This window comes from Mycobacterium gordonae, from assembly GCF_002101675.1.
Lineage (GTDB): Bacteria > Actinomycetota > Actinomycetes > Mycobacteriales > Mycobacteriaceae > Mycobacterium > Mycobacterium gordonae.
This window is the reverse complement of record NZ_LQOY01000080.1, coordinates 66,431-86,984: the sequence shown is the minus strand read 5'-3', so window position 1 is coordinate 86,984 and position 20,554 is coordinate 66,431. Positions and strand designations below refer to the sequence as shown.

General features: G+C 65.8%; 20 protein-coding genes. 8 read left to right on the top strand and 12 right to left on the bottom strand.

Annotated features, from left to right (window positions below; all coding sequences use genetic code 11):
• The first annotated feature begins 78 nt into the window (after positions 1 to 78).
• A complete protein-coding gene (locus tag AWC08_RS12995) occupies positions 79 to 1,575 on the top strand; it encodes an acyl-CoA carboxylase subunit beta (protein WP_065134521.1) in 1,497 nt (498 codons plus the stop codon).
• 75 nt (positions 1,576 to 1,650) lie between these two features.
• Here AWC08_RS12995 and AWC08_RS12990 read toward each other — a convergent pair whose 3' ends face one another.
• From AWC08_RS12990 to AWC08_RS12980, 3 genes are read right to left on the bottom strand one after another with little or no spacing between them, the layout of a single operon-like run.
• The gene (locus AWC08_RS12990) at positions 1,651 to 2,688 is read right to left on the bottom strand and encodes a TIGR03857 family LLM class F420-dependent oxidoreductase (protein WP_174900768.1); all 1,038 of its coding nucleotides are present in this window, start codon (positions 2,686 to 2,688) and stop codon (positions 1,651 to 1,653) included.
• Positions 2,685 to 3,062: a nuclear transport factor 2 family protein gene (locus AWC08_RS12985; RefSeq protein ID WP_069433152.1), complete on the bottom strand. Its 378-nt coding sequence runs from the start codon at positions 3,060 to 3,062 to the stop codon at positions 2,685 to 2,687. The genes AWC08_RS12990 and AWC08_RS12985 overlap by 4 nt, the downstream gene beginning before the upstream one ends.
• A complete protein-coding gene (locus AWC08_RS12980; protein WP_069433153.1) occupies positions 3,062 to 4,207 on the bottom strand; it encodes an alpha/beta fold hydrolase in 1,146 nt (381 codons plus the stop codon). Before AWC08_RS12980 ends, AWC08_RS12985 begins: the two co-directional genes overlap by 1 nt.
• A 307-nt stretch (positions 4,208 to 4,514) precedes the next feature.
• Here AWC08_RS12980 and AWC08_RS12975 point away from each other — a divergent pair, with 307 nt between their 5' ends.
• From AWC08_RS12975 to AWC08_RS12965, 3 genes are read left to right on the top strand one after another with little or no spacing between them, the layout of a single operon-like run.
• Complete coding sequence (locus tag AWC08_RS12975) at positions 4,515 to 5,132, top strand: PaaI family thioesterase (RefSeq protein ID WP_065134525.1); 618 nt, start codon at positions 4,515 to 4,517, stop codon at positions 5,130 to 5,132.
• A gap of 15 nt (positions 5,133 to 5,147) precedes the next feature.
• On the top strand, positions 5,148 to 6,785 hold the full coding sequence (locus AWC08_RS12970; RefSeq protein ID WP_372511547.1) for an acyl-CoA synthetase: 1,638 nt from the start codon (positions 5,148 to 5,150) through the stop codon (positions 6,783 to 6,785).
• Entirely contained in the window at positions 6,782 to 7,168 is a 387-nt protein-coding gene (locus AWC08_RS12965) for a lipocalin-like domain-containing protein (protein WP_069433155.1), read from the top strand. The genes AWC08_RS12970 and AWC08_RS12965 overlap by 4 nt, the downstream gene beginning before the upstream one ends.
• On the opposite strand, the gene AWC08_RS12960 is transcribed toward AWC08_RS12965, so the two are convergent.
• Together AWC08_RS12960 and AWC08_RS12955 are read right to left on the bottom strand one after the other, a co-directional pair.
• Positions 7,165 to 7,347 (bottom strand): hypothetical protein, encoded by a 183-nt coding sequence (locus AWC08_RS12960; RefSeq protein WP_069433156.1) that lies wholly within the window; start codon positions 7,345 to 7,347, stop codon positions 7,165 to 7,167. The two genes, AWC08_RS12965 and AWC08_RS12960, sit on opposite strands and share 4 nt — an antisense overlap.
• A gap of 190 nt (positions 7,348 to 7,537) precedes the next feature.
• On the bottom strand, positions 7,538 to 8,269 hold the full coding sequence (locus AWC08_RS12955) for a YoaK family protein (RefSeq protein ID WP_069433157.1): 732 nt from the start codon (positions 8,267 to 8,269) through the stop codon (positions 7,538 to 7,540).
• A 154-nt stretch (positions 8,270 to 8,423) separates the two neighbouring features.
• Between AWC08_RS12955 and AWC08_RS12950 the strand changes: the two genes are divergently transcribed.
• Entirely contained in the window at positions 8,424 to 9,491 is a 1,068-nt protein-coding gene (locus AWC08_RS12950; RefSeq protein ID WP_065135100.1) for a YihY/virulence factor BrkB family protein, read from the top strand.
• Between the two features lie 6 nt (positions 9,492 to 9,497).
• Here the strand turns inward: AWC08_RS12950 and AWC08_RS12945 are convergent, their stop codons facing one another.
• Positions 9,498 to 10,574, bottom strand: a complete 1,077-nt coding sequence (locus AWC08_RS12945; RefSeq protein WP_069433172.1) for a spore photoproduct lyase family protein — start codon at positions 10,572 to 10,574, stop codon at positions 9,498 to 9,500.
• A 56-nt stretch (positions 10,575 to 10,630) separates the two neighbouring features.
• Between AWC08_RS12945 and AWC08_RS12940 the strand changes: the two genes are divergently transcribed.
• Complete coding sequence (locus tag AWC08_RS12940; RefSeq protein ID WP_065135101.1) at positions 10,631 to 10,879, top strand: hypothetical protein; 249 nt, start codon at positions 10,631 to 10,633, stop codon at positions 10,877 to 10,879.
• Between the two features lie 44 nt (positions 10,880 to 10,923).
• On the opposite strand, the gene AWC08_RS12935 is transcribed toward AWC08_RS12940, so the two are convergent.
• The 5 genes from AWC08_RS12935 to AWC08_RS12915 are packed head-to-tail and all read right to left on the bottom strand — an operon-like array spanning position 10,924 to position 16,932.
• Positions 10,924 to 12,132 carry an acyl-CoA dehydrogenase family protein gene (locus tag AWC08_RS12935; protein ID WP_069433158.1) on the bottom strand — a complete coding sequence of 403 codons (1,209 nt, stop codon included), beginning with the start codon at positions 12,130 to 12,132 and terminating at the stop codon, positions 10,924 to 10,926.
• 5 nt (positions 12,133 to 12,137) lie between these two features.
• Positions 12,138 to 13,175, bottom strand: coding sequence for an acyl-CoA dehydrogenase family protein (locus AWC08_RS12930; protein WP_069433159.1), 1,038 nt, complete (start codon positions 13,173 to 13,175; stop codon positions 12,138 to 12,140).
• 3 nt (positions 13,176 to 13,178) lie between these two features.
• A complete protein-coding gene (locus tag AWC08_RS12925) occupies positions 13,179 to 14,033 on the bottom strand; it encodes an amidohydrolase family protein (RefSeq protein WP_069433160.1) in 855 nt (284 codons plus the stop codon).
• Positions 14,033 to 15,646, bottom strand: a complete 1,614-nt coding sequence (locus AWC08_RS12920) for an acyl-CoA synthetase (RefSeq protein ID WP_069433161.1) — start codon at positions 15,644 to 15,646, stop codon at positions 14,033 to 14,035. The genes AWC08_RS12925 and AWC08_RS12920 overlap by 1 nt, the downstream gene beginning before the upstream one ends.
• 8 nt (positions 15,647 to 15,654) lie before the next feature.
• The gene (locus AWC08_RS12915) at positions 15,655 to 16,932 is read right to left on the bottom strand and encodes an amidohydrolase family protein (protein WP_069433162.1); all 1,278 of its coding nucleotides are present in this window, start codon (positions 16,930 to 16,932) and stop codon (positions 15,655 to 15,657) included.
• A 288-nt stretch (positions 16,933 to 17,220) separates the two neighbouring features.
• On the opposite strand from AWC08_RS12915, the gene AWC08_RS12910 reads away from it, so the two are divergent.
• Positions 17,221 to 18,435 (top strand): CaiB/BaiF CoA transferase family protein, encoded by a 1,215-nt coding sequence (locus AWC08_RS12910; protein WP_069433173.1) that lies wholly within the window; start codon positions 17,221 to 17,223, stop codon positions 18,433 to 18,435.
• A gap of 8 nt (positions 18,436 to 18,443) precedes the next feature.
• Here the strand turns inward: AWC08_RS12910 and trxA are convergent, their stop codons facing one another.
• Positions 18,444 to 18,818 (bottom strand): thioredoxin, encoded by a 375-nt coding sequence (trxA, locus tag AWC08_RS12905; protein ID WP_069433163.1) that lies wholly within the window; start codon positions 18,816 to 18,818, stop codon positions 18,444 to 18,446.
• 276 nt (positions 18,819 to 19,094) lie between these two features.
• On the opposite strand from trxA, the gene AWC08_RS12900 reads away from it, so the two are divergent.
• A complete protein-coding gene (locus AWC08_RS12900) occupies positions 19,095 to 20,552 on the top strand; it encodes an NAD(P)/FAD-dependent oxidoreductase (RefSeq protein WP_069433174.1) in 1,458 nt (485 codons plus the stop codon).
• Positions 20,553 to 20,554 lie beyond the last annotated feature (2 nt).

The window sequence follows — 20,554 nt, the reverse complement described above, 5'->3', positions numbered from 1 at the left end:
AGGGTCAACGTCAACGCGGCGCTACAGTGAGCACTTCAGCAGACACCGAGCGCCCAGTAGCGAGTGAGGACCACAAGCATGGCCAACTCCCAAGACTGGCAGGAGACCCTCGACGACCTCGACCGTCGCCGCCGGCACTCGCGCGGCATGGGTGGGCCCGAGCGCCTCGACAAGCACCGCGGCAAAGGCAAACTGGACGCGCGGGCCCGTGTCGAGCGGCTCCTCGACCCCGGTACGTTCCGGGAAATCGGCACCCTGGTCGGTGGCGACGTCGCCGCCGACGCGATCGTCACCGGTTCGGGCCTGGTGCACGGAAAGCCGGTGCTGGTGGGCGCGGAGGACTTCACGACGCTGGCGGGAACCATCGGGCCCGGCGGCAATTCCAAGCGCTACCGGATTGCCGAACTGGCTGTGCGCGACCGGGTTCCGTTGGTGATGCTGCTCGACGGCGCGGGTTTCCGGCCCACCGGCGGCCACTACGGGCGCACACCCACCGACCTGCTGGCCCAGACGCAGTGTTCGGGGCGGGTCCCGACGGTTGCCGCGGTGCTGGGGCCCTCGGCCGGACACGGTGCCCTGGTGGCCCCGGTCTGCGACTTCCGCATCATGAGCCGGCACGGGACCATCTTCACCGCGGGGCCGCCGGTGGTGAAAGAGTCGACGGGAGAGGACATTTCGAAGGAGGATCTGGGTGGCCCGGACGTGGCCCTGCCCAGCGGAGTGATCCACAACGTCGCCGAGGACGACGAAACCGTGCTCGACGAGATTCGCCGCTACCTGTCCTATTTCCCGGCGAGCGCCTGGTCATACCCGGCCAGCCTGCCCCCCGACGACACAACGGCGCCGCGGCCGACTCCGGAGTTGCTCAACATCGTCTCCCGTGACAATCGCCGCGTCTACGACATCCGGGCGGTGCTCGACGTGGTCTTCGACCGGCCCGACTGGTTCGAAGTGCAACCGTCATTCGGTAAAGCGATCATCTGCGCACTGGCGCATCTGGGCGGGCACCCCGTCGCCGTCGTCGCCAACCAGCCGCAGGTGCTGGCCGGGTCGATCGACGCCGCTGCCGCAGACAAGGCCGCCCATTTCATCCTGGTGGCCGACTCTTTCCACCTGCCCATCGTCTTCATGGCCGACAACCCGGGAATGCTGCCCGGCAGCCGCTCCGAGCGCAGCGGCGTGCTGCGCGCCGGCGGGCGGATGTTCGCCGCACAAACCGCCGCCACGACGATCAAACTGCATCTCACGTTGCGCAAGGCCTACGGCTTCGGCTCGATGGTGATGTCTTTGCTCGGCTTCGACCACCAGTCGGCCACGTTCGCCTATCCCGGCGCCACGATGGGAGCCATGAGCGCGGCCGCACTCAGTCGTGCCTCGCACGCGGGTGAGGACCTGACCGCCAAGCTGCGCGACGCCGAGTTGCAGGCTTCGTTCCGCTCGGCCGAAGGCTTCGGGTTCGACGAGCTGATCGACCCGCGGGAGACCCGCGACGCGCTACTGGCCTCGCTGCAGCGCGCGCTCTCGTCCCGGCAGATCGCCGCGGAGCCAGTCTCCCGCACGGTGATCCTGCCCTAGCGTTCGGTTGCGCGAGCAGACGCAAAAGCCCCGGGGAGCGGCCGCTCCCGGGTGCTTTTGCGTCTGCTCGCGCCGCTACCCGCGGTAGGCCGCGACGACGGGCTGTAGCTCCTCGGGCGTGGCGCCGTGCAGGATCACCGCGTCGGCGCCGTAGTCGAATTCGCGGCGAATCCGCTGGGCGCACTGCTGCGCGGACCCCGTGGCCGAGGGCTCCAGCCATTCGTCGGGAATCAGCGTCGCGATGTGCTCGATCTGTTCCGACGTGGCCTTGTGATCGATCCCACCGGCAATCGACGTGACCACCGGGTCCTCGCGAAACCGCTGCAGCACCAGGGGATCCCAGTTGTTGGTCTGCACCAGCAGATCGCCGTAGCCCTGCAGGTAGGTCGCCAGCCGGGCGACGGTCTTCTTCAACCGCAGCGGCTCGGGCAGGTGATCACCGACGGTGGCGAAGCACGACCACACCCGCACGCTGTCCGGGTCGCGGCCCGCCTTCTCCGCCGCCGACTTCACCGTCGCCACACAGCGCTGCAGCGTCTCGGGCGTGAAGTAGGTATGCAGGATGACGTCGTCGAATGCCCGACCACCCAGCGCCAGCGTCTTGGGACCGAAAGCCACCAGCGCCAGCCGGATGTCCTCGTCGAAGTCCCGGTCCAGGAACAGGATCGGATACTTGCCCATCGGCCCGTCGTGGTTGAAAATCACCTCGCCGTGCCACAACCGGCGCATCACGTGAGCCCAGTCCTCCATCTGCGCCGTGGTGACCGCCGGAATGCCGAACGCCCCGTAGATCGCGGCGATGCCGCGCCCGATCCCCAACGTGAACCGGCCACCGGAGAGCCGGTGCATGGTAGTCGCCCACGATCCGGTGATCAGCGGATGGCGCGTGTTGTGATTCGTTGCGGCAGTGGCGATCTGCATGCGGGTGGTGACCGCGCACGCCGCTCCGACCAAAGACGACGCCTCCTTGACATTCCAGCGTTCCGAGATGAACGCGGTGCCGAAGCCGAGCTCTTCGCCGCGGCGCGCCTCGTCCATCAACGTCGCCGGCCCCTCACCACCCGCCCCGGCCAGCAGGTAGTAGCCCAGTTCGTCGAGCACCCGTTCAGTCACGTCCAAACCCCTTGCTGGTAGCCGCAATTCCAGACTTCGGCGATCCTGCCATCGACGACGCGGAACACCTCGATGCTGGCGACGTTGGTTTCCGCGTCGTTGGCCAAGATGGTCGAGTCGTAGACGATGGCGACGTGCTCGCCGTCATCACCGGCAACGACGATATTGAGGTCGAAGTGCAGCGAGTCACACACCTGCCACATGTCGGCGACGCGTTGCACCGCCTCGTCGTGGGTCAAACAGTGCGCCTCACTGACTCCGTGCCGGATCACGTTGTCAGCGAACAACTCTGCGGCTAGATCTAGATCGTGTTCGTTCCAGACCACCAGGTTGTAGAGCTCCACCACCTCGCGTGCGGTGCGCACCACGCCCATTAATCGGCCGTCCGCGCCGACACGTCGTCTCTGACCTCACGCAGAAACCGCTCGGAGATCATCTGCACGCGCCGGGAGAACACATGGCTGACGTGGCCGCCGTCATACCAGTGCAACTGGCCGCCCCACTTCTCCTGCAACACCAGCGCCGGCTCCAGCATCGCCATCCGGTCGTGCCGGGCGGCGACGATCAGCCTCCGTTCCGGCGGTGGCGCCGGATCGGCCATCAGCGGATCGATCACCGTGGTTAACTGAGCGACCACCTCGGACTGCAGCAGCCGCCGGTACTCGCTGTGTGACGAACCTGAGCGCCCGAGGTGTCGTGCGATCATCCCGTTGAGCCCCAGAATCGGGGTATACAGCGCCACCGCGTCCACGTTCCGCTCGAGGTGCGATACCAGCGCGGCGACCGGGCTGCCCATCGAAACCCCGGCCACCACAACGGCACTGGCCTGCCGTCGTGCCCACCGCACCACGGCGCGGATCTCCGACACCGACCGCATCATGCCCGCGACATTGCCCAGTGGATCCATGTCCGGATAGCTCGGCCAATAGCCGCGCCGGCTGCCATGTCCGGGCTGGATGGGCATCGCGACATTGAATCCCAGCCCGCGGTACACCCGGTCGATGCGCGACATCAACATGTCTTCGGCCCCGCCCTGGCCGGCACCGTGAATCCAGATCAACCAGGGCCGCGGGCCATCCGGGCCGGGTGAGCGATGCCGGCACAGGTGTACGGCCGCCCGGGACGGCCCCCCGAATCCTTCGTCGATCAACGTCTGCGGCAGCGCGGGTTCATGCTCGAAGGACATACGCTCGTAGGACAGTCCGGCGATCCGGCGGCGCTTGATGGCGCGCACCCGCAGCGGAGCCGGTTCGGCGTGGGCGCCGTCGAGGCCCAGCGCCGACAACTCTTCAGCCGCCGCAGCACATGCCTCCAAAGATCGGACGTTGCGTGGCACGCTGCCCCCGAGCACCGAAAATCCGGTCAGCACAAGCTCATCCAGGAACACCTCGCCGAACTGACGCACACCGCGCGGACCTGCCGGCTCCAACCGGGTCGACTCGGTGAAACCGGCCACCGTCCGCGGCAGCACCATGCCCAGTTCCCGGGTGATACCCAGCCCACGCATCGCCCATGACATGACTATTCACCTACCTCAACTTCAAGCCGGTGTCGCCGGTGGCCGCGATCTCGTCGCAGCGCCACCGCCGGCAACGGCTTCAGTCATCTCGCTCCTTGCGCCACCAGATGGTGGTGCCGAACTGCTGAAATCTATACTGTAACGAGTTTAGTATCAGACGGCGGGAGGTGTCGGGCATGTTGATTCCGTTCGCCGGGAAGGTCACCGGTTGGTTCACGATCAACTGGTCGCCGGAATTCCCGGTCGGTGAAGTCCGGCCGCTGCGACCCCCGACGAGCTGCTCAAGGTTGGGCTGAAGGGACTTTGGATGACGGACACAGCCAGCGAAATCCGGGGCGGCTTCCCCGACGTCAGGCCACTGGACGCGCCACCCGGGCTGGAGCGCTACATCACCGCGCTGCGTCGGCTGCAGGACCTGACCGTCTCCACCAAACCGGACGTCGCGGCCTGGGACGCCGCTACTGAGCACCTGGAAAGCGCCTGCGCCACATTGGAATCTCATCGGGTGCCCGATATCGAGGTGCCGGCCGGGCGCGTCCTGGAAATCCCCGGTCTGGGCCATCCGCTCATGCCGCCCTGGACCCTCACCGAGATGAGCTCCGACAAAGTCAGCATGCAAGGACACTTCACCGCCTCCCATGTCGGGGGCAACCACGCCGTGCACGGTGGCATGATTCCGTTGTTCTACGACTGGCTGTTCGGCATGGTGGTCACCGGCGCGGACATCCGCCCCACCCGCACGGCGTACCTGCATGTCGACTACCGCAAGATCACCCCGATCGACGCACCGCTGAGCGCCCACGGCCGCGTCGACCGAATCGAGGGCCGCAAGGTGTTCATCGCCGCGAGCATGACAAGCTCCGAGGGTGCGGTACTCACCGAAGCGAGCGGGCTGATGGTCCGCCTGCTCCCCCACCAGCCCTGACGTCGAAGGATCGTTGTGCCTGAATTCACTGTGCCTGCTGTCGCCGCGGCCGTCGCCGCCGCGATACCCGACCGCGAACTGGTGATCCAGGGTGACAAGCGCTTCACTTATGCGCAGATCGTCGAGCGCTCGAACCGACTGGCCGCCTACCTGCACGCGCAGGGACTCGGCTGCCACACCGAGCGATCGCAACTGCCCGGCCACGAAGCCGGCCAGGACCTGCTGGGCCTGTACGCCTACAACGGAAACGAGTTCGTCGAGGCCCTCTTCGGCAGCTTCGCGGCCCGGGTCGCCCCGTTCAACGTCAACTACCGCTATGTCAAGAGCGAGCTACAGTACCTGCTGGCGGATTCGGCGGCGAGCGCGTTGGTTTACCACGCGGCGTTCGCGCCGCGGGTGGCCGAGGTGCTGCCCGATCTGCCGAACCTGCGCGTGCTGATTCAGATCGCCGACCAGTCAGGCAACGAATTGCTGGACGGCGCAGTCGATTACGAGAGCATCGTGGCAAGCCCCGCGGAGCCGCCGCCGGTGCGGCACTCACCCGATGACCTCTATGTCCTCTACACCGGCGGCACGACCGGCATGCCCAAGGGTGTGCTGTGGCGCCAGCACGACATCTTCATGACCTCCTTCGGCGGCCGCGACCTGATGACCGGGCAGTTCGTGAGTTCCGTCGACGAGGTGGTGGCCCGGGTGACCGCCGGTCCGGGCACCAAGGTCATGGTGTTGCCGCCGTTGATTCACGGCGCCGCGCAGTGGACCGTGATGATGGCGGTGACCACCGGACAGACCATCGTCTTCCCCACGGTGGTGGACCATCTGGACGCCGAAGATGTGGTGCGCACCATCGAGCGCGAGGGCGTGGCGGTGGTGTCGGTGGTCGGTGACGCGATCGCCCGCCCGTTGGTCGCCGCGATCGAGAAGGGGATCGCCGATGTGTCGTCGCTGTTCGTCGTGGCCAACGGTGGCGCCCTGCTGACGCCGTACGTCAAGCAACGCCTGATCGATGTCCTGCCCAATGCGATGATCGTCGACGGAGTGGGGTCTTCTGAAACCGGCGCCCAGATGCACCACATGTCGACGTCGGGCGCGGTGTCGACCGGAACTTTCAACGCCGGCCCGGACACATTCGTTGCGGCGGAAGATCTTTCGTCGATTCTACCGCCGGGTCACGACGGCATCGGCTGGTTGGCGCAGCGCGGCTATGTTCCCCTGGGTTACAAGGGCGACGCCGCCAAGACCGCCGCGACCTTCCCGGTGATCGACGGTGTGCGGTATGCGGTTCCCGGCGACCGTGCCCGCCATCATCAGAGTGGACACATCGAATTGCTGGGCCGGGACTCGGTCACCATCAATTCCGGCGGCGAAAAGATCTTCGCCGAGGAGGTCGAGAGCGCGATCGCGTCGCATCCCGCGGTGGCCGACGTGGTGGTGGCCGGCCGGCCCAGCGAGCGCTGGGGCCAAGAGGTGGTCGCCGTCGTCGCCCTCGCCGAAGGCGCCCAGGCCGAACCGGAGGAACTGGTGGCCCACGCCGGTCAGTCGCTGGCCCGGTACAAGTTGCCCAAGGCCGTCGTATTCCGCAGCGTGATCGAGCGCAGTCCATCCGGCAAGGCCGACTACCGCTGGGCGAAGGCGCAGGCGCTGAACCCGTGACCGATCTGCGACACGCGTTGCCAGGTGGCTGGTTGTTGGAGTCGTTCGTGTCTCGTGATGACCGGAGCGCCACCGTACGGTACCCGTTCGGCGAGCACCCGTCCGGGCTCATCATCTACACCGACGACGGCCACATGTCCGCGCAGTTGACACCCGGCGCGGGCGGCGAATTCGTCTCCTACGGAGGCCGATTCGTGGTCGACGAAGCCGCAGCGACGGTCACCCACCACGTGCTGATCGCGACGATGCCGGAGTTGTTGGCACAGCCGCAGATTCGGCACGCGCGGGTCGACGGCGACCGGTTGACGCTGTCGGCGACCGTGACCTCTCATGGGTCCACCACGCACAGCACCCTGGTCTGGCGCCGAGGCGCCGGCCTTTAGCGCAGGACTCGGACCGGCACGTTGCTCCAGCCGGCCACGTTCTGCATGTTGACCCGCCTGCAGCCGGCCCAGTCGACCTCGTAGCGGGGCATGAGTATTGCGAATTCTGTGATTTCGACATTGTCCAGCCGGCCGATGGTGCCGTTGCCGCGGGGCGCCCGCGTTGCGGCCGCCACCATCGCCTGCCCCTGAGGGTGTGCGGCAGACGGCGGTTTACTCGCCGGAACGGGGGAAGTTCAGCCGTGCGAATAACCCGAGCGAGGCGGTGCGCGGCTCGATCCGGTCGGCTCTCCAGACCGTGGCCTCGTTGGCTGCACGCAACGGCAGTCCACTGACGTCCGTGGCTATCGGAGACTGCGGAGCTACCGCTCAGCGCCACTGCACAGGCCGGATGAGCCGCGGGCCGCGGGTCACCTGCATGAGATAGGCGCTACCCAGGGCCAGGCAGATAGCGGCGGGGATGAGCAGCGCGTAGCCGCCGAATCGCGCACCGGCCAGTATCCCGGCCACGCCACCGCCCAGGAACAGCAGCAACGTCACGGCGAGGATCGCGGCTTTCCATCCGTCGATGCCGTGCTTGCGGCTGCGGCCGATCATGAGGCCGAGATCGGTGATGGTGCCGGTGAAGTGGGTGGTGCGCACGGCCATACCGCGGAAGCTGGAGGTCAGGCCGTTCTGCAGACCGAGGGCCGCCGCAGCCAGCAGCGCCTGGATCCCAGTGGTGACCGCGCCTTCTTCCACACCTGCGGCGGCAAGCAACAGCAGTACCGCCTGGATCGTCAGCACGACGGCGTGGCGCACGCCCCGCGGCGCCCGGGTGGAGGACAACAGCGCACCCGCGACGGCCGCTCCCACCAGAAATCCGGCCAGGATGGCGATGAGCACGTGGCTCTCGTACCGCCAGGGGTTGGCCGTGTCCATGCCGAGCTGGGTGGTCACTCCCGTCAGGTTGCCCACCGGCACGGCCAGGATCATCAGCGCCACCGCGTTCACCCAACCGGCGTTGAATGCCAATGCCGCGCAATACCCGAGCAGGCGCCCCTGGGGCGTCACAGCCTGAGGGGCAAGTGCCTGACCTTCTCCGGTGATGTCGGTGCGCATTGGGTTCCTCCCCGTTGATCGGCTCCATCGGTGTGGCCGTGAGCCGATGTCGATGCTTGCGGAGCGGCCTTGAAGGATTCTTGGGCGGCTCTTGGCGAGGCAGGAAAATTGCCGCGGCGAGTGTGGACCGGCGCATTGGTGGGAACCGGAGGGTATGGCCCGTTCCGACACCGACGGCGCGCCGAGGACGGAGCGCAAACACGCGCCCGACCCCGACGACCCCAGCAAGCCGGACTCTCCCGACGACCTGACCAAGGCGTCCTGGTTGTTCGCGCTGCGCAAGACCGCCTACGAGTTCAACAAAGACCAGTGCCTCGACCTGGCCGCCGGGCTCACCTATTACGCCGTGCTGTCGCTGTTTCCAGCGCTTCTGGTGCTCGTCTCGCTGCTCGGCGTCGTCGGTCAGGGTCGCCGCACTACGGACGCCCTGCTCGAGGTGGTGGGCGGTGTCGCCCCCGCATCCGCGGTCGACATGTTGCGCCAGCCGATCCAGCAGGTGGTCGACAACCCTTCGGCCGGGCTCGCCCTGGTGTTCAGCGCCCTCGCCGCATTGTGGTCGGCGTCGGGGTATGTCGGCGCATTCGGGCGGGCGATGAACCGTGTCTACGAGATCGGTGAAGGGCGCCCGGTGTGGAAGTTGCGCCCGCTGCAGTTGGTGCTGACACTGGCCGGCCTGCTGCTGGCCGCCGCGGTGGCTTTCATGCTGGTGATCAGCGGTCCGGTGACCAAAGCGGTCGGGCATGTCGTCGGTTTGGACAGCGCCGCCCAAACCGTCTGGGCGATCGCCAAGTGGCCGGCGATATTGGCGATCATGGCGCTCGTGGTGGCGATCCTCTACTACGCCACGCCCAACGTGCAGCAGCCGAAATTTCGCTGGCTCAGCATCGGAGCGGCAGTGGCCATCGTGGTGTGGGCAGTGGCCTCAGCCGGATTCGGCTTCTACGTCAGCCACTTCGGCAGTTACAACAAGACCTACGGCGCCCTGAGCGGCGTCATCGTATTCCTGCTGTGGCTGTGGATCACCAATCTGGCGTTGTTGTTCGGCGCCGAACTCGACGCCGAACTCGAGCGGGGACGCCAACTGCAGGCCGGGATCGAGGCCGAACACGAATTGCAGCTGCCGCCCAAGGACACTCGCGTCCTCGAGAAGAGCGAGGCCGCGCAACGCAAAGACATCCGGCGCGGGCGGTGGCTGCGCCGCACCCGGGGCCGACGCGAATGACGGTGCTCAGAAGGCGTAGCGCACCCGGCAGGTCGGCAGTTTGACCGCAAGCAGATCGGTCAGCTCCTGCACCCAGCGCCCCTTCCACGGGGTCTTGTAGCGGACATTCCACTGGCCGCTCTGGCTTCGCTTGAGCTGCTGCAGGTCCGGCCGCCACAGCAGCTCCTCGCCTTTGGGATGCCAGCCGAGGTTGACGTCGTGCAGACCCTCGTTGTGGGTCAGGAAGATGATCTCGGCGGCGAGTTGCGCTTTGGTGCGGGCATTGGTGCCATCGGCCACCTGGTCGAACAGCTCGGCCCAGTCGTCCAGCCAGCCCTCATGCACAACCACCGGGCTGAGGTTCAGGTGGACCTCGTAACCGGCTTCGACGAAATCGTCGAGTGCGGCGATCCGGTCGGCCACCTTCGAAGTGCGGATATCGACGACGCGGGACGTCTGCTGCGGCATCAGGCTGAACCGCACCCGGGTGCCACCGCCGGGGTTGTAGTCCAGAAGTTGCCGGTTGACCAATTTGGTGGCAAAAGTGGCTTTGGCGTTCGGAATTCGGCTGAACAGCTCGACCAGGTCACGAACGTTGTCGGACACCAGAGCGTCGGCCGAGCAGTCGCTGTTCTCGCCGATGTCGTAGACCCAGTCGACGGGGTCGCACTGGTTGGGAACCGATTTCATCCCCTGGCGGGCGGCGTGGCGCTCCAGGTAGCCGGTGATCTTCTCGATGTTCGCGAACACCGTAATGGGGTTGGCATAACCCTTGCGGCGTGGGACATAGCAGTACGAGCAGGACATCGCGCACCCGTTGGAGGTCGACGGCGCGATCCAGTCACTGGAGCGCTCGTTGCGGCGCGCCGACAGGCTCTTTTTCTCCCCCAGGACCAGCACTTCGCGTTTGATCCGCACCCAGTCCTGCACGTTGCCCTCGTTGCCGTAGAGACCCGGAATCGATTGGTGGGTGGGGACCTCGATGCGTTCGGCGTCGGGGAAGCGGTGCAACACCTGACGGGCGCGGGCGAAGCGCTCGATGTCGGGCTCGTGGTAGATCCGGCGGATGTCCAGTAGGCGTTCGGCCAGAGCAGCCAAAGTCATCGCACGGTGCAACGCCGGTGCCACCGCCGCTGTTCCCGTCGTCTACCGTCGAAGGCATGGCCGAAATCTCCGGAAAAGATCGAATTGACGACGTCGCCGCCGGTGATGTCATCGCCGTCGACCGCGGATCGGGTGGAAAGCCGTACAAGGTCGTCTTCAAGGACCCCACCGACTCGGGCTACGTTGTCACGCTCGAAGGCGACAACGGTGAAACGTTCCAAATTGACCTCGCAGCCGGCACCGAGGTTGCCAGGTCACTGGGATCGAAATGGGAGTCCGCGCAAAGCCCGACGTCGCACGCCTGAGTTCCCCGCCGAGCAGACGCAAAGGCACCCGAAACGGCGCGGTTTTAGGGGCCTTGGTGTCTGCTCGCCACAGGTGGTGCGTAGTTCGGCTTGCCCAGGCCCAGCACGTGCTGGGCGATCATGTTGCGGAACACCTCCAGCGTGCCGCCGTAGATTCCGGCCAGCGGAGCGAAGCGATAGAGATATTCCGACGCCCCGTCGTCGGCGGCGCCGTCGGTTTCGACCGGAAGCACCGAGGCCGGTCCGGCGATATCCATCAGGTCCGGCCCGATGTCGCGCATGGTCTGCGCCTGGGCGACCCGGCCGAAGATGCTGGGCGTCGACAGCGCCGCCTCCAAGCGAGCCGCGCTGCGGCCCAACCGATATGCGACTGATCCGTCGTCGATCGGGCGTACACCGCCGGCATCGCGGTGTCCGGCCCGGGCGGCCACGGCGTCCAGCGCCGCCGACATGAACCCGGTCTGGTGCTGCATGATCGCGACGTCCTGCAAGCCGTCGGGCGCCGCGGATACGGCGCCGTGCTCGGCATCCAGCGGCCCGCGCAACACCGTCCACCCGCCATTGACTTCACCGAGCAGATATTTGTCGTCGACGCGGACATCGCTGTAGTACACGATGTTGGTCCGGTCGCCGTCGACGGTGCGGATCCCCTGGATCTGAATGCCGGGGAGATCGAGCGGAACCAGGAACATGGTCAGGCTCTTGTGCTTTCGCGCATCCGGGTCGGTGTTGGTGATCAGGAAGACGTACTGGCAGTTGTGTGCGCCGGTGGTGAACATCTTCGAGCCGTTGATGATCCAGCTCGACCCATCCGCCTCCCGCACCGCGCGCGTCTTGCACGTCGCGATATCCGAGCCACCCTCGGGTTCGGTGTAACCCAAGCACATTCGCACCTCACCGGTGAAGACCTTCGGCAGCACGTCCTCGACGAGTTCCGGTTTGCCGAAGGCCGCCACGGCCCGTGCCACCATTGCCGTGGTCCCCCAAGTCACCCACGGGGTATGCACGCGACGCTTCTCGAGTTCCCAGATACGGCGCCGGACCCGGGTGAAACCGCCGTCGTGCAACGGCTTCCACTCCTTCTCGAGATATCCGGCGGCGCCGATGGCCAGGTGTACGGCCTCGTCGAAGTTGTCACCGGTTTCGCGATCACGCCGCCGGACCTCGTCCGTCACATGTTCGGCAAGGAAGGCGCGGACCTCGGCAAGAAAGGCCTGGTCGTCGTCGCTGAGCTCGACGATGCTGAAATCCATTGCCGTTACCCGCTTTCCCGCTCGGCGACGATCCGGCCGACTTCTCTGGCCGCGATACCCGGGTCGCCCCCGGCCAGGGCCCAGCCCCGGGCCCGGACCAGATAGGCCGTCGCGGCGGCTTCCACCGAGACTCCCAGACCGCCCTGGATGTGTACCGCCATGGTTGCCGCCTTGGGCGCCTCTTCGGCCATGAACACGAAGGCGCACCCGGGCAATTCGGGTCGCTGGTCGGGTTCGTTGTCGAGAAACCAGGCGGCGCGCCGGGCCAGGTTGCGGCCGCCTTGCACGGCGATCGCCATGTTGGCCAGCGGATGCGAAATGGCTTGTAACGTAGAGATGGGCACTCCGAGCGTGTAGCGCGACTTGGCGAACTCGGCCGCGATGGTCATGGTCTGCTCGACCAGACCGGTCAGCGCGGCAGCGGTCAGCACCCGCCATTCGTCGACGGCGCGATGGTAGGCCGCAATGGCGTGCAGACCCGAACCCAGGACAGTCCGCGCATCGGCGGACCCGGGATCCACCCAGGCCATCGGGAGTTGGCCGAGATTGGGAACCCGCTGGGGGCGGGTGGCGAAACTCAGCATGAGTATCTCGTCACCGTCGCGCAGGACCACACCGTCGGCAGCGGCGGCCGACGGGATAAGGCGCCGGCCCACAACGGGTTCCGGGGCGATATCCAGGCCAAGGATTTTACTGCCTTCGACGGCATCGGATGTCATCGCGCCCAGTCGCTCGGCCAGCCGCGCCGCACACACGTGATCGATCCAGGGCACCGGCGCCAGCGCCCGCCCCAATTCCTCGGCGACCAACGCCAGATCCACCAGCGTCGCACCGTCCCCGCCGGCGTGCTCCCCCACCGCCATCGAGGTGGCCCCCGTGGCACACAACCGCTCCCAGAGGCTCTTGTCGAACCCCGTCTCCTGTGCCGCCCAGACGGTCTCTATCGGGCAATGCGCCTCCAGCAACTGGCGATACGCGCTCTGCAGAGCCTTGTGATCCTCAGTCAGGCTGTAGTCGATTCGGCGTAATTCGTAGCGATCCATCGGTTACCGCTCCTCGTCAGTATCGGTGCCGAAGAAGAACTTGTCGGCGTTGTGGTAGAGGTAGTTGTCGAGGACGTGCGCGGGGAGGTCCAGCGCATTGGCTTCGGGCACCACGCGATGCTGGCGCAGCACCGGCCAGTCCGAGGCGAAGATGACCTTGTCGGGTCCACGAGTACGCATGAAGTGAAGAAGGCTGTCCGGCAACCGCTTCGGTGACCACGCCGACGTCATCAAACGCAGGCTGCGGTATTTGATCAGCATCCGGATCGCGATGTCCCACCATGGGTCGGCGCCGTGGATCATGCACAGCTTCAGTTCCGGGAACCGCACGCACACCCGGTCCAGGTGGATCGGGTTCTGCACCTCACCGGGGATGGGCGGTCCGGGTAGACCGGTGTTGACGCACAGGGCCAGTTCGATTTCGGCGCATTTGGCGTACAGCGGGTAGTACACCGCGTCGCTCGGCGGGTACTGCCCGTCCGCCCAGAAACTCGGGCCCACCACTGCATAGGCCACCGGCAGGCCGGCCGCCACCGCGGTCAACTCCCGCATCGACTTCACCGGACGCAGCAGGTTCATCCCGCCCATGGCCAGGGCGAAGCGATCGGGTCGTTCGTCGGCGAATTTGCGGGCGGTGACCGAGGGTTTGGCGAGGTTGTCCATCAGGATGGCTTTGCGCACCCCGTGTTTGTCCATCTCGTCGAGCAGTTCGGCGAGGTCGACGGGATCGAACATCGACGGCGGGCCCTTGAAATAGTCGTCTCGCACCTTCGTCATGAAGTCAGGCTGGGTTTCGGTCTCGCCGAAATGCACGTTGACGAGACAGTCGATGACCGGCCGGGGGTCAGGTGGCGTCATTATGTTGTCCTTGCGGTGCTTGACGATTCGGCGAGGCAGGTGGCCCACCGGTAATCCGCCTTGCCGTTGCCGAGCCGGCGTACCCGATCCACCACGATAAACACCTTGGGCACCTTGAACCGCGCCAACTCGGCCGCGCAGTGTGCATGTAATGCGTCGGTGTCCGCTTCGGCGTGGTCGCGGGGTTGGACCAACGCGACCACTTCCTGTCCCCACCGCTCGCTGGCGCGCCCCACCACGAGGGCATCGGCCACCGCGGGGTGCGCTCGCAGCACCTCTTCGACCTCTTCGACGAAGACCTTCTCGCCGCCGGTGTTGACTACCAACGAATCCCGGCCGAACAGCCGGAGCCTGCCGTCGGCCTCCAACGAGGCTCGGTCACCGGAGATCACCACCCGCTGCCCGTCGACGACCGGGAACGTTTTGGCAGTGGCGGCCTCATCGGCGAAGTAGCCCAATGGGATACGTCCCTTGCGCGCCACCCAGCCGATCTCCGGGTCACCCGGTTCGAGGAACCTGCTGTAGTCGTACGCCAGCACCAGGCCGCCGGTCCGGATGGTGAAGGTCTCGGCCTGGACGCCCTGCCTGCTGTGCCCGAACCCCATGTTGCCGGTCTCCGACGAGCCGTAGCCGTTGATCACTGTGAGGTGGGGCAGGTACTTCAGCAGCGCCTGCTGGTACCGGACGTTCGTGGCCGCTCCGCCGGTGCCGATCGCGAACAAGGCGGACAGCTCGTAGTTGCGCCGCCCGAGTTCGTCGACGATGGGCGCCGCGTACGCGTCGCCCACCATCGTCATCAGGCCGACCTTCTCGCGTTCGGCGATCGCGAGCACCGCAGCCGGATCGAACTTCTGCCGCGTGTCATACAGGACGGCCGTCTGTCCGGACAGGATGGCCGAGAAAGCGGTCCACATACCGGCGGCGTGCATCAGCGGGGACACCGCGAACCAGGGCGCACCCGCGTGCTGCGCTCTGCGGTGGATCTCGCCCACGTCCGCGTGGTCGTCACCGTTCATCGATGCCACGTACATGTCGGCCTGCCGCCACAGCACGCCTTTAGGCCGGCCGCTGGTGCCACCGGTGCAGATCATCAACAGGTCGTCCGGCGACGGCGTGTTGGCATGGTCGCAATCACCCTGTGCCAGTGCCTCTTCGAGCTCGAACGCACCGTCGAGTTCGGGAGCCTCGCTGCCGTCGTCGACGCAGATGAGCAGTTCGACGCCCGCGTCGGCGATCTTGGCGCCCAGGGAGCGGTGGTAGATGACGCCGCGCGGCTTGACGTAGGCGAGCACTTCGGACACTTCGCGCGGGGTGTAGTAGTGGTTGACATTGACGGGCACCACCCGCGCCTTCACGCAGGCGATGACCATGTCGGGGTACAGGTCGTTGTGCATGACGAGCGCCACCCGGTCCTGACCACATTCCCAGTTGCCCAACGCGGTCCGCTCGGTGCGGGCGCCGAAACCTTTGGCGGCCAGAAAGTTAGCGAGTCGACGCGTGCGGTCCGCGGATTCGGCGAAGGTGCGGCGGCGGGCGCCGCAGACGGTCATCACCCGGTCGGGCACGGCGTCGGCCACCGCGTCCAGAACCGCTCCGATGGTCCATTCGCTCATGGGGCCGGCTACACCGACGCGCGCGACGTATGTGAATCCGGTGACGCCGCAGCGGCGTGTCGCGTCGGCGAATTCACATTCGCGCTCAAGGTGCTGACGCCCAACAGGTCAAGTGCGTTGTCGCGCATGACTTTCCGGGTATCTTCGGCACTGAACTCGGGGAATTGCGGAATTTCGGCGGTGAAGGACATCGGGTCGGCAAGCCCCTCGCCGTGCGGCCAGTCCGAACCGAACAGAATCTTGTCGACGCCGATGGTCTCGGCGAGGAGTTTCACGTCGTCCTCGTAGTACGGCGCGATCCAGACATTGTTCTTCAGCTGCTCTACCGGGTCCGCTTTGAAGTGGTGCGGCGCGGTGTTGGCCGCCTTCTTGAGCCGCTTGATCAAGCGGTAGACGAAGTACGAACCGTTCTCGATGCTGGCTACTTTCAGCCTTGGGTGACGGGTGAACACCTGGTGGACGATCATCGAGGCCATCGAGTCGTGGATCGCCCGGTCGTCGAGGAGCACCTGGTCAAGCGGATCCTTCTTGCCGAATCCCTCAAAGGTGGCCTTGCCGCCCCACAGGGCGTTGATGGCCAGATATCCGCTGTCGCTCAGATGAAATCCGACGGGAACACCCGCCTCCGCCAAGCTCGCCCATACCGGATCGTGCAACGGATCGCCCAGCGAGCGTGGCTTGACCCGGCCGGGAACCGGTGCCGGACGCACCAGCACCATCTTGGCGCCGCGGCCCAGCACGAACTCGACCTCGTGCACCGCCTGCTCCGGATCGGCCAGCGAGATGATCGGCGCCGAGATGATGCGGTGATCGGGCCGGTCGAATCCCCAGTCGTCATCAAGCCACTCGTTGAAGGCGTGCACCGAGGCCATCGTCGCGTCGATATCGTCCTTCAGCGCTTCCTCGACGCCACAGGCGAAGGTCGGCAGCATGAACACCGTCTCTAGGTTCTGGGTGTCCATCACCCGCACCCGGGCGTCGCGGTTCTGGTACTCGGGATGATTGCCCAGCCGGTCGACCTTCATCAACGACGCGGGGTCCACACCCTCGGGAATCTCGCCGCGGAAAAGCAGATCAAGACAGCCCGGCTCGATGATCGGGTCGAAGGTGGGGTTCGGGATGAACTGATTGATGCGTTCGCCGATCACCGCCCAGGTGCGCTTCTCGTCGCGCAGCATCCGTACCCCGCGCCGTTTGAACTCCTTCGGCAGGTAGCGGGTGAAGGAGTCGGTCGGTTCGTAGTAGTGATTGTCGACGTCGATCGCCCGGTAGCCCAGCGTTGCCATCGTGGACGTCCTCCCAAATCCCTCTCTTCGCGCGAGGCGCACCGCACGGCCCCCGGCCGGTGACCGCACAGTACATACTGTATACCTATCGGTACCGCTTTCTGCAATGTCCTAGAGCCCGCCGACGACGGACAGAATGCCTGCTCAAAGCGCCTGTCGGTGAGCGCTTTCGGCGGCCTGCCCGGGCCGATGAGTTCAGCAAAACCCGCGGGCCTTCCTACTGTGGTAATTACAGTAGGGGACTTGGGTGACCGCGAAACGAAAGCAGGCCGGTAGATGATCAAAGTGATGGAGGGCATTCGGGTCCTCGAGGTTGCGCAGTTCACCTTCGTTCCCGCAGCGGGTGCCATCCTCGCCGACTGGGGAGCCGACGTCGTCAAAGTCGAACACCCCACGCGCGGAGACACCCAGCGCGGCTTCCTCAACATGGGCGGCATCCAGATCAATCCCGATCGCCATCCGCTGATGGAACATCCCAACCGGGGTAAGCGCAGCGTCGGTATCGATGTGTCCACGCCCGGCGGCCAGGAAGTGCTCTATGAACTGGCCAAGGTTTCCGACGTCTTCCTCACCAACTACCTGCCCTCCCACCGGCAGAAAAACAAGTTCGACGTCGAGCACATCCGGGCGGCGAACCCTGACATCGTCTACGCGCGCGGCTCGGCCTACGGCGACAAGGGCCCCGAGCGCGGCACCGGCGGGTACGACGGAACGGCGTTCTGGACCCGCAGCGGCGTGGGCTACGCCCTGACCCCGGCGGAACTGGGCGGCGCACTGGGACAAGGCATTCCCGCGTTTGGCGACTCCATCGGCGGCATGTTCATCGCGGGAGGCATATCGGCGGCCCTGCTGCACCGCGAACGCACCGGTGAGGCCATCGAACTCGACGTGTCGCTGCTGAGCACCGCCTGGTGGGCGGCGGGCGCGAGCGTCACCCAGGGCATGGAGACCGGCGAGGTGATGCGGACTCCCATGCCCGGCTCGCTGGCGCCCTCGGTGAATCCGTTCATGGGCAACTACCTGACCTCCGACGGCGGCACCATCAATCTCTGCATCATCAGCCCGACCGGGTTGATCCGGGATACCTTCGAGCACCTGGGAATCCCCGCGGCCGCCGACGATCCCCGCTTCTCCGAGGTGCTGCCGTTGATCCAGAACGCGGACGCGGCCGCCAAGCTCATCGCTGATGCGTTCGCCGGCAAACCTTTTGCCTACTGGCGACAACACTTGAAGACCATGAAGGGGCAGTGGGCCCCGTTCCAGAGCCTGCTCGACCTGGCGCAGGACGAGCAGGCGATCGCCAACGACATGATCACCGAAGTCGAAGTGGCAAGTGGCGGCGCACCATTCAAGGTCGTGCGCGGGCCGGTTCAGTTCAACCATGAACCGCTGGAGACCATTCGGGCACCTCAGGCCTCCGAGCACACCGAGATCGTCCTAATGGAAATCGGGATGGACTGGGACCGAATCGCCGCACTGAAAGACGCCGGCGCCATCGCCTGAGCGGACGGTCAGGCGCTGGCGGCCGCCTTACGCTGGGCGATCTGGGCGCGCACCGCGTTCATGTCCAGGCCTTTGACCTTGGTGACCAGATCCTCCAGGACTGCGGGCGGCATTGCCCCGGCCTGGCTGTAGACCAAAATCCCGTCGCGGAACGCCATGATCGTCGGGACCGAGCGGATACCGATCGTCGCGGCGAGTTCTCGCTCGGTGTCGGTGTCCACCTTGGCGTGAACGACGTCGGCGTGGTTCTGCGCGGACCGCTCGAAGACCGGTGCAAATCCTCGGCACGGACCACACCACGGGGCCCAGAAGTCGACCAGCACAGTCGGATTGGCCAGAATCGTTGCTTCGAAATCGGCGGCGGTAAGGGTCTTGACGGTCATTGCTGTTCCTTTTCTCTCGTAGTGAACCGATCACTCGGCGAAGCGCCCGGATGGTCGGTCACCAACTACAACGCAATACCCCCCCAGGTATTCCCACTAGCGTCGCGGCGTTGTCCTAGTCCACACGATTGAGGCCATTCGACCCTAGAAAAGCCAGTCCCGGAAGGTCATTCTGAATGACGCAGGGGTGATTTACGACCGCGCCTCTCATACCCGAGAGGTGCCCTTTAAGGGCAGGCCCCGGCCTCTCGGCGGACCCAGACAGAGGGAGCAATGATGGCAAGAGTCGTCATCCTCGGTGCAGGCATCGCGGGTCACACCGCCGCGTTGCATTTGCGACGGTGGCTGGACCGCGCCCACGAAGTCGTCGTCGTCTCTCCGAACCCCGATTGGAACTGGATCCCATCCAATATCTGGGTCGGAGTGGGCCGCATGGACGCGTCGAAGGTGCTCATTCCGCTCAGGCCGATTTATCGGCGCAAAGGCATCACTTTTCATCAGGGGCGCGCGACGGCGATCCACCCGCAGGGAAAGGGTGAACAGCCCGCGCCGTCGGTGGACTTCGTCTATACCGAGAAGGTTCGGGAGGGCGAAACCGCCAATCTCACCTACGACTACCTCATCAACGCCACGGGTCCTCAGTTGAACTTCGCGGCCACGCCCGGTCTCGGGCCCGCGGGGCATTCCTACTCCGTCTGTACCGCAGAGCATGCCACCGAGGCAGCCAGGGCGCTGGGTGAGGTCATAGCCAAACTGAAGGCCGGCCACCGGCAGCGACTGGTTATCGGCGTCGGGCACGGCACCTGCACATGCGAAGGTGCGGCCTTCGAATACGCGTTCAATGTGGAGCACACGCTGCGCGCCGCGGGCGTTCGCGACCTCGCCGAAATCATCTACTTGACAAACGAATACGAGCTTGGAGACTTCGGCGTCGGGGGTATGAGCTTCGTTGAGAACGGTTTCGTGCAGTCCAGTCGAATGTGGACCGAATCGCTGTTCCGTGAGCGTGGTGTCAAAGCCATCACCGAGGCCGCTGTCCATGAGGTGATGGACGGCAAGTTGCGGTATGAGCAACTCGACGGCAAAGAGCACGACCTCGACTTCGACTTCGCCATGCTGTTGCCCCCATTCAAGGGCGCCACGCTGGCCGCATACGACCGGGACGGCAACGACATCACGTCAGTCCTGTTCGCCCCGTCCGGATTCCTCAAGGTGGACGCCGACTACTCCGGCAAGCCGTACGACGAGTGGACTGCCGAGGACTGGCCACATACGTACGAGTCCGTCACCTATCCGAACATTTTCGCGCCGGGGATCGCTTTTGCGCCTCCGCACCCGATCTCCAAACCGCGCAAGAGTCCGAACGGCACTGTCATCACCCCCAGCCCGCCGCGAACCGGCATGCCATCGGGTGTCATGGCAAAGACCGTCGCCGAAACTATCAGAGATCGTATTAAAAAGGGGCCCGACGCTCCTGCCCACCGCGCCTCGATGGCGAGCATGGGCGCGGCTTGTGTCGCGTCGGCAGGCACCGGGCTCCGCGAAGGCTCTGCGGCCGCAATGACGATGTTTCCGGTGGTGCCCGATCCGGCGAAGTATCCCCAGACCGGACGTGACATCGCCGGCACCTCGGGCGAACTGGGCCTGGCAGGACACTGGATCAAGGCGCTGTTGCACTACCTTTTCATCTATAAAGCAAAAGCGCGGCCATTCTGGTGGCTGATACCTGAGTGAAA